Annotated in this window: 15 protein-coding genes; 4 read left to right on the top strand and 11 right to left on the bottom strand. The window is 64.8% G+C overall.

Going from position 1 to position 14140, the window contains the following annotated elements; all coding sequences use genetic code 11:
- Positions 1-32: 32 nt before the first annotated feature.
- Entirely contained in the window at positions 33-992 is a 960-nt protein-coding gene (locus tag ACWW36_RS24745) for an alpha/beta hydrolase (RefSeq protein WP_456138582.1), read from the bottom strand.
- An 84-nt stretch (positions 993-1076) separates the two neighbouring features.
- Here ACWW36_RS24745 and ACWW36_RS24750 point away from each other — a divergent pair, with 84 nt between their 5' ends.
- Positions 1077-1580 carry a nuclear transport factor 2 family protein gene (locus ACWW36_RS24750; RefSeq protein WP_456138583.1) on the top strand — a complete coding sequence of 168 codons (504 nt, stop codon included), beginning with the start codon at positions 1077-1079 and terminating at the stop codon, positions 1578-1580.
- On the opposite strand, the gene ACWW36_RS24755 is transcribed toward ACWW36_RS24750, so the two are convergent.
- Entirely contained in the window at positions 1577-3490 is a 1914-nt protein-coding gene (locus tag ACWW36_RS24755) for a flavin-containing monooxygenase (protein ID WP_456138584.1), read from the bottom strand. The genes ACWW36_RS24750 and ACWW36_RS24755 overlap by 4 nt on opposite strands.
- 87 nt (positions 3491-3577) lie before the next feature.
- Between ACWW36_RS24755 and ACWW36_RS24760 the strand changes: the two genes are divergently transcribed.
- A complete protein-coding gene (locus ACWW36_RS24760; RefSeq protein ID WP_456138585.1) occupies positions 3578-4861 on the top strand; it encodes a cytochrome P450 in 1284 nt (427 codons plus the stop codon).
- Here ACWW36_RS24760 and ACWW36_RS24765 read toward each other — a convergent pair.
- A complete protein-coding gene (locus ACWW36_RS24765; protein WP_456138586.1) occupies positions 4824-6146 on the bottom strand; it encodes an FAD-dependent oxidoreductase in 1323 nt (440 codons plus the stop codon). The genes ACWW36_RS24760 and ACWW36_RS24765 overlap by 38 nt on opposite strands.
- A 55-nt stretch (positions 6147-6201) precedes the next feature.
- Between ACWW36_RS24765 and ACWW36_RS24770 the strand changes: the two genes are divergently transcribed.
- The gene (locus ACWW36_RS24770; RefSeq protein ID WP_456138587.1) at positions 6202-6852 is read left to right on the top strand and encodes a TetR/AcrR family transcriptional regulator; all 651 of its coding nucleotides are present in this window, start codon (positions 6202-6204) and stop codon (positions 6850-6852) included.
- 29 nt (positions 6853-6881) lie between these two features.
- On the opposite strand, the gene ACWW36_RS24775 is transcribed toward ACWW36_RS24770, so the two are convergent.
- Both ACWW36_RS24775 and ACWW36_RS24780 read right to left on the bottom strand, forming a co-directional pair.
- On the bottom strand, positions 6882-7586 hold the full coding sequence (locus tag ACWW36_RS24775; RefSeq protein ID WP_456138588.1) for an HAD family hydrolase: 705 nt from the start codon (positions 7584-7586) through the stop codon (positions 6882-6884).
- Positions 7583-8014, bottom strand: a complete 432-nt coding sequence (locus ACWW36_RS24780; RefSeq protein WP_456138589.1) for a hypothetical protein — start codon at positions 8012-8014, stop codon at positions 7583-7585. The genes ACWW36_RS24775 and ACWW36_RS24780 overlap by 4 nt, the downstream gene beginning before the upstream one ends.
- Positions 8015-8172: 158 nt before the next feature.
- Between ACWW36_RS24780 and ACWW36_RS24785 the strand changes: the two genes are divergently transcribed.
- Positions 8173-8535: a ClpX C4-type zinc finger protein gene (locus tag ACWW36_RS24785; RefSeq protein WP_456138590.1), complete on the top strand. Its 363-nt coding sequence runs from the start codon at positions 8173-8175 to the stop codon at positions 8533-8535.
- Here the strand turns inward: ACWW36_RS24785 and ACWW36_RS24790 are convergent.
- From ACWW36_RS24790 to ACWW36_RS24815, 6 genes are all read right to left on the bottom strand, one after another.
- Complete coding sequence (locus tag ACWW36_RS24790; protein WP_456138591.1) at positions 8528-8938, bottom strand: cupredoxin domain-containing protein; 411 nt, start codon at positions 8936-8938, stop codon at positions 8528-8530. The two genes, ACWW36_RS24785 and ACWW36_RS24790, sit on opposite strands and share 8 nt — an antisense overlap.
- Before the next feature lie 101 nt (positions 8939-9039).
- Complete coding sequence (locus ACWW36_RS24795) at positions 9040-10269, bottom strand: acyl-CoA dehydrogenase family protein (RefSeq protein ID WP_456138592.1); 1230 nt, start codon at positions 10267-10269, stop codon at positions 9040-9042.
- Positions 10270-10283: 14 nt separating this feature from the next.
- On the bottom strand, positions 10284-10454 hold the full coding sequence (locus ACWW36_RS24800) for a hypothetical protein (protein WP_456138593.1): 171 nt from the start codon (positions 10452-10454) through the stop codon (positions 10284-10286).
- 101 nt (positions 10455-10555) lie between these two features.
- Positions 10556-11299: an LLM class flavin-dependent oxidoreductase gene (locus tag ACWW36_RS24805; RefSeq protein WP_456138594.1), complete on the bottom strand. Its 744-nt coding sequence runs from the start codon at positions 11297-11299 to the stop codon at positions 10556-10558.
- On the bottom strand, positions 11296-12627 hold the full coding sequence (locus ACWW36_RS24810; RefSeq protein ID WP_456138595.1) for a glutamine synthetase family protein: 1332 nt from the start codon (positions 12625-12627) through the stop codon (positions 11296-11298). The genes ACWW36_RS24805 and ACWW36_RS24810 overlap by 4 nt, the downstream gene beginning before the upstream one ends.
- Complete coding sequence (locus ACWW36_RS24815; protein ID WP_456138596.1) at positions 12624-14063, bottom strand: APC family permease; 1440 nt, start codon at positions 14061-14063, stop codon at positions 12624-12626. Before ACWW36_RS24815 ends, ACWW36_RS24810 begins: the two co-directional genes overlap by 4 nt.
- Positions 14064-14140: the final 77 nt, after the last annotated feature.

Here is a 14140-nt window from a genome sequence, read left to right on the forward strand (position 1 = left end):
TGTCGGCTGCTATCACCACGCTTTTGCGGTGCCTAAAGGGTTCGCAGGCGACGCAGTCGATCGTCAGTTGCTCGCCGGGAGACATCGGCCGTCGGGGTGAACGCGTCGAATCCGTGTGGGCATCCCGGGTGCAGGTGAAGCTCGGTGGCCACGCCTGCATCCGACAGGCGTCGCGCATAGGTGATGTCCTCGTCGCGGAAAATGTCCAGGTCGCCGACGTCGATGTATGTCTCGGGCAGCCCGCTCAGGTCTCCAGCCCGGGCGGGTGCGGCGTACGGCGACACCGCATCGGTGCCCGCGCGATCGGCGAGCAACGCGTCCCAACCGGTGATGTTGTCGTCATAGGTCCAGGTCAGAAATGGCACTAGCTGCGGATCGGGTGTCCGCGTGCGGTCGTCGAGCATCGGGTAGATCAGCAGCTGCTGGGCGACCGCCGGTCCGCCGCGGTCACGCGCCAGCAAGCACACCCCGGCCGTCAGGCCACCGCCTGCGCTGTCGCCCATGACAGCGACACGTGCGGGATCGACGCCTAGCGACGGTGAATTCCCGGCCAGCCAGAGCAAAGCCGAGTAACAGTCCTCAACCGGTGTGGGGTGAGGATGCTCGGGCGCAACCCGATAGTCGACCATCAGCATCGGCACACCCGACATCGCCACGTAATCACGCACGGCCAAGTCGTACACGCGGCCGATGTGCTCGAGGCCGAAGATCATGCCACCGCCGTGCAGGTACAGCACAGCGCTTCCGGGCTGCGCGGCGTCGGTGTGATACCACCGAGCTTGCAGCTCCGCTCCGTCGGAGGCAGCAATGGTGTGGAGGTCGACTTCGACGCCGGCTGCAGGTGCCCGTTGACTCGCGACGTAGTCGAACATCCGATGACCGTTGACGCGTCGGCCCTCGACATCACCGACGGGTGGGGGCTCCGCCTCCCCAATCGCCTCGAGCAACGGAGCCAGTTCGGCGAGCACTTGCGGGTCGATACCGAGGGTCACGGCGCTGACGATAACGCGGACAACGCAATCGGTGGGCTGGTAGAACAAGTTCTAGTTTTCACCAACGAGCCGAAGGAGTCTCCGATGGGCCAATGGTCACGCGACGAACTCGAGGCCGCGTTCAAACAGCACGAAGAAGTCGTGGTCGGGATCGGAAACACCTGGGACTGGTCGCGATACGCCGACGAGTTCACCGAGGATGCCACCTACGTCGAGCATGTCTACGGACGGTTCGAAGGTCGCGAGAACATCCGCGAGTGGATCGTCTCGACCATGAACACCTTCCCCGGCAGCGAGATGCCGCTCTACCCGACGTCGTGGCATGCCATCGACGAGGAAAAGGGCTGGGTGTTCAGCGAGGTCCTCAACACCATGCGCGACCCCGGCGACGGCAGCGTGCACCAGAGGCCCAACATCACCATCCTCAAGTACGCCGGTGACGGGCTGTGGAGCTACGAGGAAGACGCGTACAACCCGATGAACTTCATGGTCATGGTCTCCGAGTACATCCAGCGGTGCCACAAGCTGGGAACGCTCTCTGACGACGCCCGAGCGTTTGCCAAGAACATGAATTGGGAACTGGGCTAACGGATTACGAAGTCTTTCGGGTCCGGCTCGCGGGTCCAGCTCCAGTAGTCGACCAGGCGCCAGGGGCTCAGGCCGTACACCTCGCCGTACTTGTTCTTGTAGAACGAGTGCTTGATCGTGGGTTGTGACCACACCATCTTGCGCATCTCAGCCTGGGTGCGTTCGTGCCAATCCGCCAGCTTTTCCACGCGGGGCTCGATCGAGGCGTGCCCGTCGGCTATCAACAGTTCCAAACACTCTGTGATGTAGCGCATTTGGCATTCGGAGTGGAATATCAGGCTGCCACCGCTCGCGAGGTTGGTACCCGGACCATACATACAGAAGAAATTCGGATATCCGGGAATAGTGATGCCGAGGTAGGCCGTCGGGCGCTCACCCCAACGCTCGGCGAGGATTTCGCCGCCTCGCCCTGAAATGGTCATCGGCCACAGCATCTTGCTGGCCTGAAAACCCGTGGCGTACACGATGATATCGGCCGGGTACCGCGTGCCATCGACGGTGACCACCGCGTCGGCCTCGATGTGGTCGATTGCCGTGCGAACCAAGTCGACATTGTCACGGGTCAGCGTGCGCAGCCAGCTGCCGTTGTCCTGCAGTGTGCGTTTACCGGTGGCCGGGTAGTCCGGCACCACCTTGGCCAGCAGATCCGGATCGTCGCCGACCTGGCTGGTGATCCACTCGGTGAACATGATTCGGGTGATCTCGTTGATCTCGCTGACCGCCTTCTGCTGATCCGGATAGTCCGGGTCGACGTAGGCGGCGGCCAGGCCTTTGTCGCAGCCAGGCCAGAACAACAGGAACCGGTACCAGCGGCCGTAGAACGGCAAATGCCGCAGCGCCCACTGCACGCCAGGGCCGACCGCTGCGTGATAGTTCGGGTTCGGGAACATCCACTGCGCGGTGCGCTGGAAGACGGTCAGTCGCTCGACGTCGCCCGCGATCGTGGGCGCGATCTGAAAGCCGCTGGCGCCCGCGCCGATCATCGCGACCCGCTTGCCGTGCAGATCGACCGAATGGTCCCACTCCGAGGAGTGAAACGCCGGGCCCGTGAAGTCGTCCTGGCCGTCGATCACTGGCAGGTGCGGCCGGTTGAGCTGTCCGACGGCGCTGATCACCGCCCGCGCGGTCAACGTCGTCATCTCTCCGCTGCGGCTACGGGCATGAACGGTCCACGTCGCCGCGTCGTCGTCCCAGGACGCCTCGGTCACCTCCGTCTCCCACAGCACGTGCCTGCCGATGTCGTACTTGTCCATCACGCTTTGGAAGTAGGCCTGCAGCTCGGGCTGCTCGGCGAAGAAGTGAGTCCACTGGTCTGTCGGCTCGAAGCTGTAGCAGTAGAAGTGGTTGCCAACGTCGACGCGGGCGCCGGGGTAGGTGTTCTGCCACCACGTGCCGCCGACGCCGGCGTTCTTCTCGACGATCGTGAACGGGATACCGGCCTCTTTCAGCCGAATGCCCGCCAGCAAGCCCGACTCGCCGCAGCCGATGACGACCACTGGGAAGTCGGCAGGTGTGCCACCCACCGCGCGCGCATCGCGGCCGTCGAGCTCCATCTCCTCGAGCAGCATCGGCACGTACTCGTCGGGCACCGGCTCGCAGACCAGCCACTGCATCATCTCGTGCAGTAGCTGTGGGCCGATCGGCTCGGGCTCCGGGCAACCACGGTCGCGGTAGTCGGTGATGACCTCTAGCGCGATCTTGCGCACGGCGGCCTTGTCCTCCTCGGACATGTAGCCCTGCACCTCGTTGAGGAACAGGCCGGCGGGCTTGAGGTCGCCGCGAATCAAGCTCGGATCGCCCGACATGTGCACCAGCGACAACATCAACGTGGGAATGCTGACGTCGAGTAACGCTTCGGCGATCTGGACGTCGGACGTCGTAAAGGGTTGCCCTGCATGTGGGTTACGCACCATGGAAGTGCATCACGCCGGATTGCCGATTGGAACATGTTTCAGAAATCCGTGCCAGCGGCTCGGCCGGAACCTACGCTCGCAGATATGGGTATCGCGACTCGCAGGAACGGCGCCGCTCCCCCGGATGTGCCCCTGTCCGATATCGACCTGGGCTCGTGGAAGTTCTGGGTGCAAGACGACGACCTGCGCGACGGGGCGTTCGCGACGCTGCGCCGTGAGGCGCCGATCTCCTTCCACCCTCCGCTCGAGACGCCTGGGGTCCAGGAGGGGCCGGGACACTGGGCGCTGACGAGATACGACGACGTGTGGTACGCCAGCCGACATCCACACATCTTCAGCTCGCGGCCGAGCATCACCATCAACGATGCGAATCCCGAGGTGTCGGAATTCTTCGGGTCGATGATCGTGATGGACGACCCGCGGCATCTGCGCCTGCGCAACATCGTCAGCCGGGCGTTCACCCCCAAGGTCGTCGCCCGCACGGAGGCCTCGGTGCGCGATCGGGCACGGCGCCTGGTCGAGACGATGATCGCCGAGCATCCCGACGGCACCGGCGAGGTGGTCACGGAACTGGCCGGCCCGCTGCCCCTGCAGGTCATCTGCGACATGATGGGCATCCCCGAGGAAGACCACCAGCGGATCTTCCACTGGACCAACGTGATTCTCGGCTTCGGGGACAAGGACATCGCCACCGACTACGAGGAGTTCGTGAAGGTCTCGATGGACATCGGCGCGTACGCGACCGCGATGGCCGATGACCGCCGGGTCAACCCGCACGACGATCTGACGTCCGCGCTGGTGCAGGCCGAAGTCGACGGCGAGCGGCTGACGTCAGCCGAGGTCGCGTCGTTTTTCATCCTGCTGGTGGTCGCCGGCAACGAGACCACCCGCAACGCGATCAGCCATGGCGTCCTCGCGCTGACCCGCTACCCCGAAGAACGCGCGAAATGGTGGGCCGACTACGAGGCCATCGCGCCAACGGCGGTCGAGGAGATCGTGCGGTGGGCGTCGCCGGTGATCTACATGCGCCGCACGCTGACCGAGGATTTCGAGCTCTCCGGCGTGAAGATGGCTGCGGGCGACAAGGCGACGTTGTGGTACTGCTCGGCCAACCGCGACGAGAGCAAATTCGACGACCCGTGGACCTTCGACGTTTCGCGCACACCCAATCCGCATGTCGGCTTCGGCGGCGGCGGCGCGCACTTTTGCCTCGGCGCCAATCTGGCCCGCCGCGAGGTCAGTGTCATGTTCGAAGAACTGCACCGCCAGATGCCCGACATCGCTGCGACCGAAGAACCGGCGCGCCTGCTATCGCCGTTCATCCACGGCATCAAGCGGCTGCCGGTGTCCTGGACACCGCCGCGCTGAGCTGCTCCCGCGTCGGACCGTCAGGAACCGACGGCCGCCAACCGCGAGCGTAGATCGCTCTGGCGCGAGCTTGAGCCGCCGCCAGGCTGACGGGCAGTGCATCCATGGTCGTGTACGGGCCGACAAGGTTTCTCAGCGTGGGGTCGGCTTCGGCCGCCGCGACGATCAGGTCTGACGGCAGCGGACGGCTGACATCGACGTCCCCGCCGGACCATCGACGCACCCGATCGGTGTCGGTGTAACGATGGTCATCGAACCACGGCCGGATATTCGTTGTGCACCAATGGTCGAATTGCGTTGTCGCCGTTACGATATCAGCGCCATTCATCTCAAGGGCGCGAACGAGTTCGCGTGCCTGCATGAGCGCCAACGTCACACCGCGGCCGGCCAGCGGTGTCGTTGTGCATACCGCGTCGCCAACCGAGATCAGACCGACCAGCGCTGGACGACCCGCGCCGTCGAGCTGTCCGCGGTAGGTGTTGTACAACCGGCCGCCGGGTTGCACCGGCGAAATGGGTTGTGCGCGTGACGGATCGATCCAGTCGGCGAGCGTCGGGATGGTGCCCATCGCGTCGTCGAATACCTCGTCACGACGCAGCAGGCGCAACCGCTTGTCGGTGCCGTCGTGGGTCAAGGTAATCGAAAAAGCTCCGTTGTCATGCAGGAACGCGATAGCGAGGTAGCCCACGAAGCTCAGCGACAAGCCGATCGGCGAGTTCATCGGACCGGTGTCGGCGCTGTCGAACAGCTGATACTGCCGCGTGACGTAAACCGCTCCGCAGTCGCCGCCCTCGGCGGACGGGCGGATGCCATGGGTGAACCGACTGGACCGTCCCGACGCGTCGATCACCAAGTCTGCTGGCAGGGTTCGGCCGTCGACCGTGACCCCGACTATCCGGCCATGGTCATGGGTGACCCCGTCAACATGTCCGCAGACAAGCTCCAAATTCTGCGCCTCCGCCGCGCGCCTCCACATGATGCGTTCGAATGTCGCCCGCCGACACAACAGTGCGAGCGGTCGGCCCTCGGCGGTCGCGATCCTCGCCCCAGCGGCGATGAGGTCATCCAGTACGGGCGGCATCTCATCCCGCAGCACGTCGACGACCTGACCCCGGAAGGTGTGTGCGTGATGGAACTGCATGACGCCCTTGCGGGGCCACACGGCCGTCGGATCCGACGGTGGTCCCGGATCGCGGTCGACCACAGTCACCTTGTAGCCGCGACGCGCCAGCGCGATCGCGGTGAACAGACCGGTCGGACCCGCTCCGACGACAACTGTTCGCACGTGGACCTCAATTAAGGTAGTGTTAGATGTAATGAATACACTCAAAGTTACCTAAATGCCCGTCGGTGTCAAGCGCGGGTACCGCTCCGACTTACGGGCGGCCCAAGCACTCCAGACGCGACGATCCATCGTGGCCGCCGCGAGTCGACTCTTCGTCGAAGTCGGCTACGGGGCGACGACGATCGATGCGGTGGCCGGTGCCGCAGGAGTCAGCCGCAAGACGGTATTCACCGCGGTCGGAGGCAAGCTCGAACTGCTCAAGCTCGCGCTGGATTGGGCCGTCGCGGGCGACGACGAATCAGTCGCATTGGCCGACCGCGCCGCGATCCGCCGGTGGATGGACCAGCCGGATCCACGCGGGGTGCTCACCGGATTCGCGGGCTTGCAGGCCGACATCGGCGCGCGGGTCGGGCCGCTGTACAGCGCCCTCGAGATCGCTGCCGGGACGGACTCCGCCGCTCTTGCACTCCTCACGGAGTCGCAGCGACGCCGCTTGGACGATGCACGCAAGGTGGTCCGGAGGCTTCGCGACCTGAAGGCTCTCGCCACCGACATCACGCATCACGAGGCCGCCGACTTGGTCTGGCTCGCGATGGATCCCGCACTGTTCGACCGCCTCGTCCGGATACGTGGATGGTCGACGAGCCGATTCGGGGAATGGCTTGGCGAGAGCCTCTGCCGTCAGCTGCTCGACGGGTTAACTTGATGATCCGATCCGGCCCTGCGCCGCGCTGATCAGGCGGTCTGCGCCGCCTTGGCGAGTGTGGCGATCGGCGTGTCGTCCAGGTGCTCGCACAGCTCACGAGCATTCTCGAAAACGCCTTTCGCTCCGGCATTCTCGAGTTCGCCGCGGGATATTCCGCCGGACAGTACGCCGATCGTCTGCACACCGGCGCGCTCGCACGCTTCGACGTCCCACACGGCGTCGCCGACGAAAACGGCATCGGTAGCGTCCACCCCCGCGCGGTCGAGCGCAACCTCGATGATGTCGGGTTTTGGCTTGGCGGTGTCGACATCCTTTGATGACGTCATCGCATCGACAATGTCGTCACTGTCCAGGACCTTGCGCAAAATCTCGAGCTCGTCATCAGGTGCCGATGTCGCGAATACCACTTGCAGTCCAAGGCTTTTGACGCGCTGCAGCAGTTCTTGTGCACCAGGCAGCGGGCGCAGCATCGACGCGGTCTCTTTGTAGTAGCGCGAATGCAGGTCCTTGGCGCGTGACCGGGTGTCGTCATCGGCCCGCTCGGCGAGCGTTTCGAGGAGCGTTGAGCCGTCCATGCCGATCGAACGGTGGATGCGCCACGCCTCGACCTGGTATCCGGCGTCCTCGAACGCCCGATACCAGGCGTGCACATGCAGATAGTTCGAGTCGACCAATGTGCCGTCGATGTCGAACAGCACCGCCGGTGGCCGGTCGCGGTGACCGTCGGCCGTCACGACGGATGCTGCTCGCGGGCCGTGCTCTGTGTCGGTGCGTCCTGCGTCATGGGCTCGTGCTTGCCTTCGTCGGAGTCGCGTCGCTTCGGATCGAGCGCGTCGGCGCGCTCGCGCTGCGCATCGAGTTCTTCGCGCTTGCTGGTGGCCGCTTCGCGATGAGACGCGGCTTTATCCTGCAGCCTGGCGGCTTCCGCGGCCTTCGCCTCGGCTTCGGCCTGCGCGGCCCGCGCCTTGGCCTCGGTCTCGTCGGCGAATGCTTCGCGCTTCTCGATGTGCTGCGTGTGGTGGTCGACCTCCTCGCGAATGCGCTCCGCCTCCACGTGGCGGCGCCGGTTGCGGACGTTGCGCGCCAGGATCGCCAGGACGGCGATGACGATGATCGCGACGACGACCGCGACGACGATCCAGATCACGGTGTTGGTAGTCATGTCGATTTCCTTCGGTCGGTCGGGTCAGGTGATTGACGAACCCGCTAATTCAGGCGAGTGCCCTCGCGCGGCGGCGTCTAAACGTTGGCGATCGCCGCTGTCAGGTGTAGCCTTACAAAAGACGTCAGGAATTACCTGACATCAGCAGGAGGCCCGCAATGCCCGTCAAGGAATCCGAATGGCGCTGTTCGTTCTGCGGCCGACCGCACACCGAGGTCGCCAGTCTGGTCGCAGGCCCGGGCGTGTACATCTGCGACACCTGCGTCGACCTGTGCGTCGGCGTGATCGCCCAGGCGAAGACCGCCGAACCGCCGTCTGTCCCGGAGTGGGCAACGTTGTCGGATGACCAACTGCTGCAACGGATTCCGTTCATCGCCCAATCGGCATCCAACATCGAAGCCGGCCTTCGCGACCGTATCAACGAGCTGCGCGAGCGCGGCGTTTCGTGGGCGCGCATCGGCCAAGCGCTGGGGATGACGCGGCAGTCGGCGTGGGAAAGGTTCTCCCGCGCGGCTACTTGACCGTCAGAGTGCCGTGCATCGACGGGTGGTACTTGCAATGGAACGCATAGTCACCCGGCTCCGTCGGCGCGGTGAGTGTGGCCTGCCCCTTGCCGTCGATCTCGACGTCGAACTTGCCGGCCGTATCCGAGGTCACCGAATGCTCGGCGGAGTCGTCGTTCTTGATGGTGACCTGCGCCCCCGGTGACACCGTGAGCGGTTGGCCGAACTTCATATCCGCGATCGTGATGGTCGCGCCGGCCGCCTGAGGCGGGGCGCTTGCCTTTCCTTCACTCGCCGTCGGGCTGGCAGTGGCCGTCGCCGTTCCGCTCTGCCCTTGTGTGGAACTGTTCGAACCGCCGCACGCCGTGGCCGTGGCCACTACAAGACATACAGCCGCACAGAACAAGCCAAATCTTTTCATCGTGACCCCTTCGATCGCTCCATTGCGAGAGACACGATTATCAGCCCGAATTGGTTCAAATAGGGCCGATTTCGGGGTATACGTGCGTGGTCGGCAAAAGCCTAGAAGTAGCCGTTGGCAGGTGGCCACACTCCGTTGACGGCGAAATTCCCAGCAGCATAGGCCTTGTAGGCCAACGGGCTATGGCTTGCTACCGTCCGAGTGTTGCGCCAATGTCTGTCCAAATTCAGTTTGCGGGCGGTCGCCGATGCACCTCCGGTGTCGAACAACCGCTCAGCGGCTGCCAGGGTTAATCGTTCAGCCACCAGCTGGGCCTTGGCAACGGTGATCGCCACTTCGGCAAGCGCATCGGCATCGGCCTGACGGCCCGAGTCGACCAGGGCGTCGATCGCGTCGGCCGCCGCGAGCACGACCGCCGCGGCCGCGGAGGCGTCGGCCGCGATGTCCCCCACTGCCTGCAGTACGAACGGGTCACCCGACGCGGTGTCGGCCAGCGAGTGCGCGGCCGGACGCGCCTTGTCCCTCACGAAGGCGACCGCGTCGTCGAGCACTGCTTGTGCGACTCCAGCCGCCACCGCTGCCAGGTAAAGCTGAAGGAACGCAGTCGAGTGCCCGAGGTGTCTGCCGTCGGACACCGTGGTCACCTCGACGGGATGCACGACCACATCGGTGAACCGGGTGCCGCCGCTTGCGGTGAGCCGCTGACCAAAACCATCCCAATCGTCGTAAAGCTCCACCCCCGCCCGGTCGGTCGGGACGATCGCCTGCAGATCCCTGCCATCGGCGTCGATCGCCGACACCGCGATGAGGTCGGCGAACAGTGTTCCGGTGGAATAGAACTTGTAGCCGTTGAGGCGAAGGACACCTTCGGAATCCGCGAGCAATGTCGTGTCCGAGCTCGACGGCGACTTCCCCTGTGCATCGGTGACCGCATTGCCGAACACACGGCCGGCGTTGACGGACGGATACCACTGCACCCTTTCGGCTTCGGTCGCACGATTACTCAGTAACCGTTCCGAAAAGCCGAAGTGTGGTCGAAGCGCCTGCGCCACATTGGAACTGCCGCGGCCGATCTGGATGACCACACTGAGCACATCCCGCACGCTCGCGCCGGGGCCGCCGTAACGCGTCGGCACCCGCAGGCTCAACAACCCAGCCTGCCGCAGTTGCGCGACAGCACCATACTGCAGCACGCGGTCGCGTTCGGCCGCCGCGTCGGTGCGGCGCAACTCATCGACGATCGCGGGCAGACGCGCGAGCCGTTGCGCTGTCGAGCCGCCCAGCGGCTCTTCGGAATAGGCCGGGCGCGCGGCCACCACATCTAGGGTCATGTCGTCTCCTGCATTCAGCGGAAATGCGGAATTATCTTGTCTGCGAAGCGTTCCAGCTCTGATTCCAGCGGCTGGAACTGAAGCATGAACAAGTCGATACCGGCTGCGTGGAACTCCTGAATACGCTCGATCACCTGGCTGTAGCTGCCCACCAGGCCAGCGAGCGTTCCGCCGTTCGATCCCACCCGCCTGGTGCCCGATAGCACCTTGTACATCTGCGTTTTCGGGTCGGTGCCCGACGAGATCTCTTGGCGCTTCTCGGCGTCGACGAGGGACTGCAGATTGTTCAGCTCGGCGGTCGCTTCGGCCTCGGTGTCGCGGGGATCACGAAGGCGGACAGACCGAACCGCACCGGGCCGCGGTCGCGCGGTCGTGCGCGCAGATCCTCGATCACCTCCACGGTGTCGGGCAGCGGCCGGCCGTTGATGAAGAACACGTCGGCATGCTGTGCGGCGAGGCGTCTGCCCGGCTCGGACTCGCCGCCGACGTAAACCGGAGGCAGCGCATCAGGCGTCGGGCGCACCAGCGCCGGCTGACCGCCTGGCGCGCCGATGTCGACGTGCTTTCCCGTCCACAAGTCGAGCACCGTCTCCAACCACGTACGGGTGTAGGTGTATCTGTCGTCGTGATCGGAAGCGTCCAGCCCCAGCGCCTCGAGTTCCGGTAGAAACCAGCCGCTGACCACATTGATCGATAACCGCCCGCTGGAAATATCGGCGATGTTGGCTGCGATCTTGGCGAACACCAGCGGGTTGATCAGCAACGGCTTGATGGCGCCGATCAGCTCGATGCGCCTGGTCGCCTCGGCCAGCGCCGCCAGCGTCGACCACGTCTCGAGCACATCGTCTTCGGTGTTGCTGGGATGAATCACGTGCTGAGCCACCAGCGTTGCGTCGTACCCAGCCTCCTCGGCGCGGACTATCACGTCTCGGGTGCGGCGGTAACGCGCGTTTGGCGCATCGGCCGGATGGTTGCGGGCGCCGTGGTTTCCGTAGACGGGCGCCCACACACCAAAGCGTGGCGAGCTCATGAACTGGCCAAGTAGCGCTGGCGCTCCCAGTCACTGACGTGAGCGGAGTACTGCAGCCATTCACTGCGGGCAATCGCCGCGAAATCGCGCACGGACTCGGAACCGAGTATGTCGAGGATGGTGTCGTCCTGGGTGGCGAGGGCGAGCGCAACGCCAAGCGACTCGGGCAACGGAGTGCCCGTGAAGTAGAGGTTTCCCCCTTCTGCCTCCGGCGGCGTGCGACCGGCTTCCAGCCCTGCGACCACGCCCGCCAGCGCCGATGCGACCAACCAATACGGGTTGGCGTCGGAAGCGCCGCTACGTAACTCGATTCGGGTGGCTGACGGGTCGGCATCGACCAGCGAACGGACTGCGGCACTGCGGTTGTCACGGCTCCAGGTCACGGTCGCGGGCGCGAACGAATCCGGGACGAATCGGCGATAGGCGTTGACGGTGTGCGCACCGAAGAGCGTGATCGATGGCAGGTGTTCGAGAAGCCCGGCGATGGCATGCAACGCCGCGTCGTTCTCGGCGCCGTCATCCGAAGCGAAAGCGGCTTCCCCGTCACGCCACAACGAGATGTGTACATGCTGCGAGCTGCCGGAATGTTCGGAGAACGGCTTGGCCATGAAGCTGGCGAGCTTGCCGTGCTTGCGGGCGACCTCCTTGGCTGCGTACTTGAGCCGCGCCGCGTCGTCGGCGGCCTCCAAGGCATCGGTGTAGACCAGATTCGTCTCGACCTGGCCTGGCCCATATTCGGTTTGGATACCTTCCAATCTGGTGAAGGCGGACAGTGTTTCGTTGAGGTCCGTCAGCACAGGATCGAGGGCGTTGGCATTCTCCAGCGAGTACGCATGGATATCGTGATTGAATGCCGATCCATCGGGATTGAGCAGGTAGAACTCGAGCTCCACGCCAACCTTGGCGGTATAGCCGAGGCCGGCCAATCGAGCGAGCACCCGTTTGAGCACCGCCCGCGGATCGAGCAGAGACGGATTGCGGTCGTGCGCAACGATATCCGAGACCACGTGTCCGATCCCCTGCCGCCACGGCAGGACCCGAAACGTGGTGAAGTCCGGTACGGCGAAGACGTCGGGATATCCGCTTTCCCAGTTGGTCAGCTCCAACCCGTCGATGACCGTGCCGTCGGTGTTCCAGCCCAACGATGCTTCGCAGAAGGCGAACCCCTGCCCACGCGCGCGTTCGAGGAACTGCGCGGCGGGTATCCGCTTGCCCTGGGCGTGGCCGAACGGGTCGCTCCACGCCACCTCGATTTCGGTGAGTGAGCCGTCGGCGATGCCCGCCAGCAGTTCCTGCTCCGCTGCGGACGCGTCCACCGTCTGAGTCATGCTGCGGCCACCGAATTGTCGGAAACCCTGGTGCCGACGACCGTGCCGCCCGCGAAGGCCACGACGAGTAGGCCGACGATCACCCACGCGAGAATGCTTGAGCCGCCAACCAAGTCCTTGAGGTTGGCCAGGATCAGGATCAGCGACCCCACCAGGCCGACGAGGCCGAGTGCGGGCGCGACGCGGACCCGCCACTGCGAGTGCCCGCGCCGGTCATGGGCGAAGTAGACCAGCACCGCCACGCTGGTGGCGATCATCAGGATCACGACGCCGACCGTCGTCGCCCCCGCGAACCAGGTGTAGAACTGTGCGGCCGGGTCGAGGCTGAAGACCACGGCGAGAATCACGCTGACCGCCACCACACCGGATATCCACAACGAAGCCTGATGTGGCGAGCCGTGCCGTGCGTGCGGGCGGCTCAAGCCCTCCGGCAGCACCGCACGCTGTGACAGGGCGAACACGTAGCGCGAAACCACGTTGTGGAAGGACAGGATGCAGGCGAACAGGCTGGTGAAGTACAGCACCGTGATGATGTCGGCGCCGAATGTGCCGAGGTAGCGGTGCGCGGTATCGCCCAGGAACGTCGAGCCGGAGTCCGTCGCCTTGGCGACGGCCTGCTCGTCGCCCCAGCCCGAGATCAGCGCCCAGCTGGTGACGGCGTAGAACACACCGATCAGGATCAGGGCCAGGTAGGTCGCGCGGGGAATGGTGCGCTCCGGAGTGCCCGCCTCGTCGCGGAAGATCGCCGTGGCTTCGAAGCCGACGTAGCTGATGATCGCGAAAAGCAGTCCGATGCCCAGCGATCCGGAGAAGATCGCACTCGGATTGACGATGCCTGTCGACAGCCCGTGGTCCCCGCCCTGCCCGACGATGACGATGTCCAGCACCGCCACGATCGCGATCTCGGCCGTCAGCAGCACCGCCAGCACGCGGCTGGAGAGCTCGATGTGACGGTATCCGAGGTAGGTCGTGACCACGAACGCCGCCGCCGCAAACAGCCACCAGGGCAATGTCGGTCCGCCGAACAACTCGACGATGCTGACGCCTGCCGGTCCGAGTAGGCCGTAGACGCCCGCCTCGATCGCCAAGTAGCTGACGATCGCCACAAATGCGATGCCGATGCCCGTCGGAAAACCGAGTGATTTGCGCACATATGAGAAGAAGGCGCCAGCTTCTTCGACGTACGGCGTCATCGCGGTGAAGCCGACGGCGAAGAACAGCAGCACTACGGTCGAAACGATGAAGGTGGCAGGGAAGCCGGCGCCGTTGCCCGATGCGATACCCAGCGGGACGACACCGCCGATGACGCCCAGCGGTGCGGCCGCCGCGACGACCATGAACACGATGGAGGCGACGCCGAGATTGCCGTGCAGTTTGCGTACCGGATTGGGGGACTTCTCCCCCAAACTATCTGGGGTGGTGGTGATTTCGGACATCGGTGACCGCCTTAGGGTGACTGCTGTGGGGACGTTACCTCGGACCATAGGGGTAACCCGATGTGCGGCACCACATC

The sequence above is a fragment of the Mycobacterium sp. MMS18-G62 genome (assembly GCF_053877835.1).

Coding starts and splice junctions, on each gene's coding strand:
- ACWW36_RS24790 (WP_456138591.1), bottom strand. CDS start 8,938: ATGAAAAGATTTGGCTTGTTCTGTGCGGCTGTATGTCTTGTAGTGGCC.
- ACWW36_RS24810 (WP_456138595.1), bottom strand. CDS start 12,627: ATGACTCAGACGGTGGACGCGTCCGCAGCGGAGCAGGAACTGCTGGCG.
- ACWW36_RS24760 (WP_456138585.1), top strand. CDS start 3,578: ATGGGTATCGCGACTCGCAGGAACGGCGCCGCTCCCCCGGATGTGCCC.
- ACWW36_RS24805 (WP_456138594.1), bottom strand. CDS start 11,299: ATGAGCTCGCCACGCTTTGGTGTGTGGGCGCCCGTCTACGGAAACCAC.
- ACWW36_RS24770 (WP_456138587.1), top strand. CDS start 6,202: ATGCCCGTCGGTGTCAAGCGCGGGTACCGCTCCGACTTACGGGCGGCC.
- ACWW36_RS24750 (WP_456138583.1), top strand. CDS start 1,077: ATGGGCCAATGGTCACGCGACGAACTCGAGGCCGCGTTCAAACAGCAC.
- ACWW36_RS24815 (WP_456138596.1), bottom strand. CDS start 14,063: ATGTCCGAAATCACCACCACCCCAGATAGTTTGGGGGAGAAGTCCCCC.
- ACWW36_RS24785 (WP_456138590.1), top strand. CDS start 8,173: ATGCCCGTCAAGGAATCCGAATGGCGCTGTTCGTTCTGCGGCCGACCG.
- ACWW36_RS24780 (WP_456138589.1), bottom strand. CDS start 8,014: ATGACTACCAACACCGTGATCTGGATCGTCGTCGCGGTCGTCGTCGCG.
- ACWW36_RS24795 (WP_456138592.1), bottom strand. CDS start 10,269: ATGACCCTAGATGTGGTGGCCGCGCGCCCGGCCTATTCCGAAGAGCCG.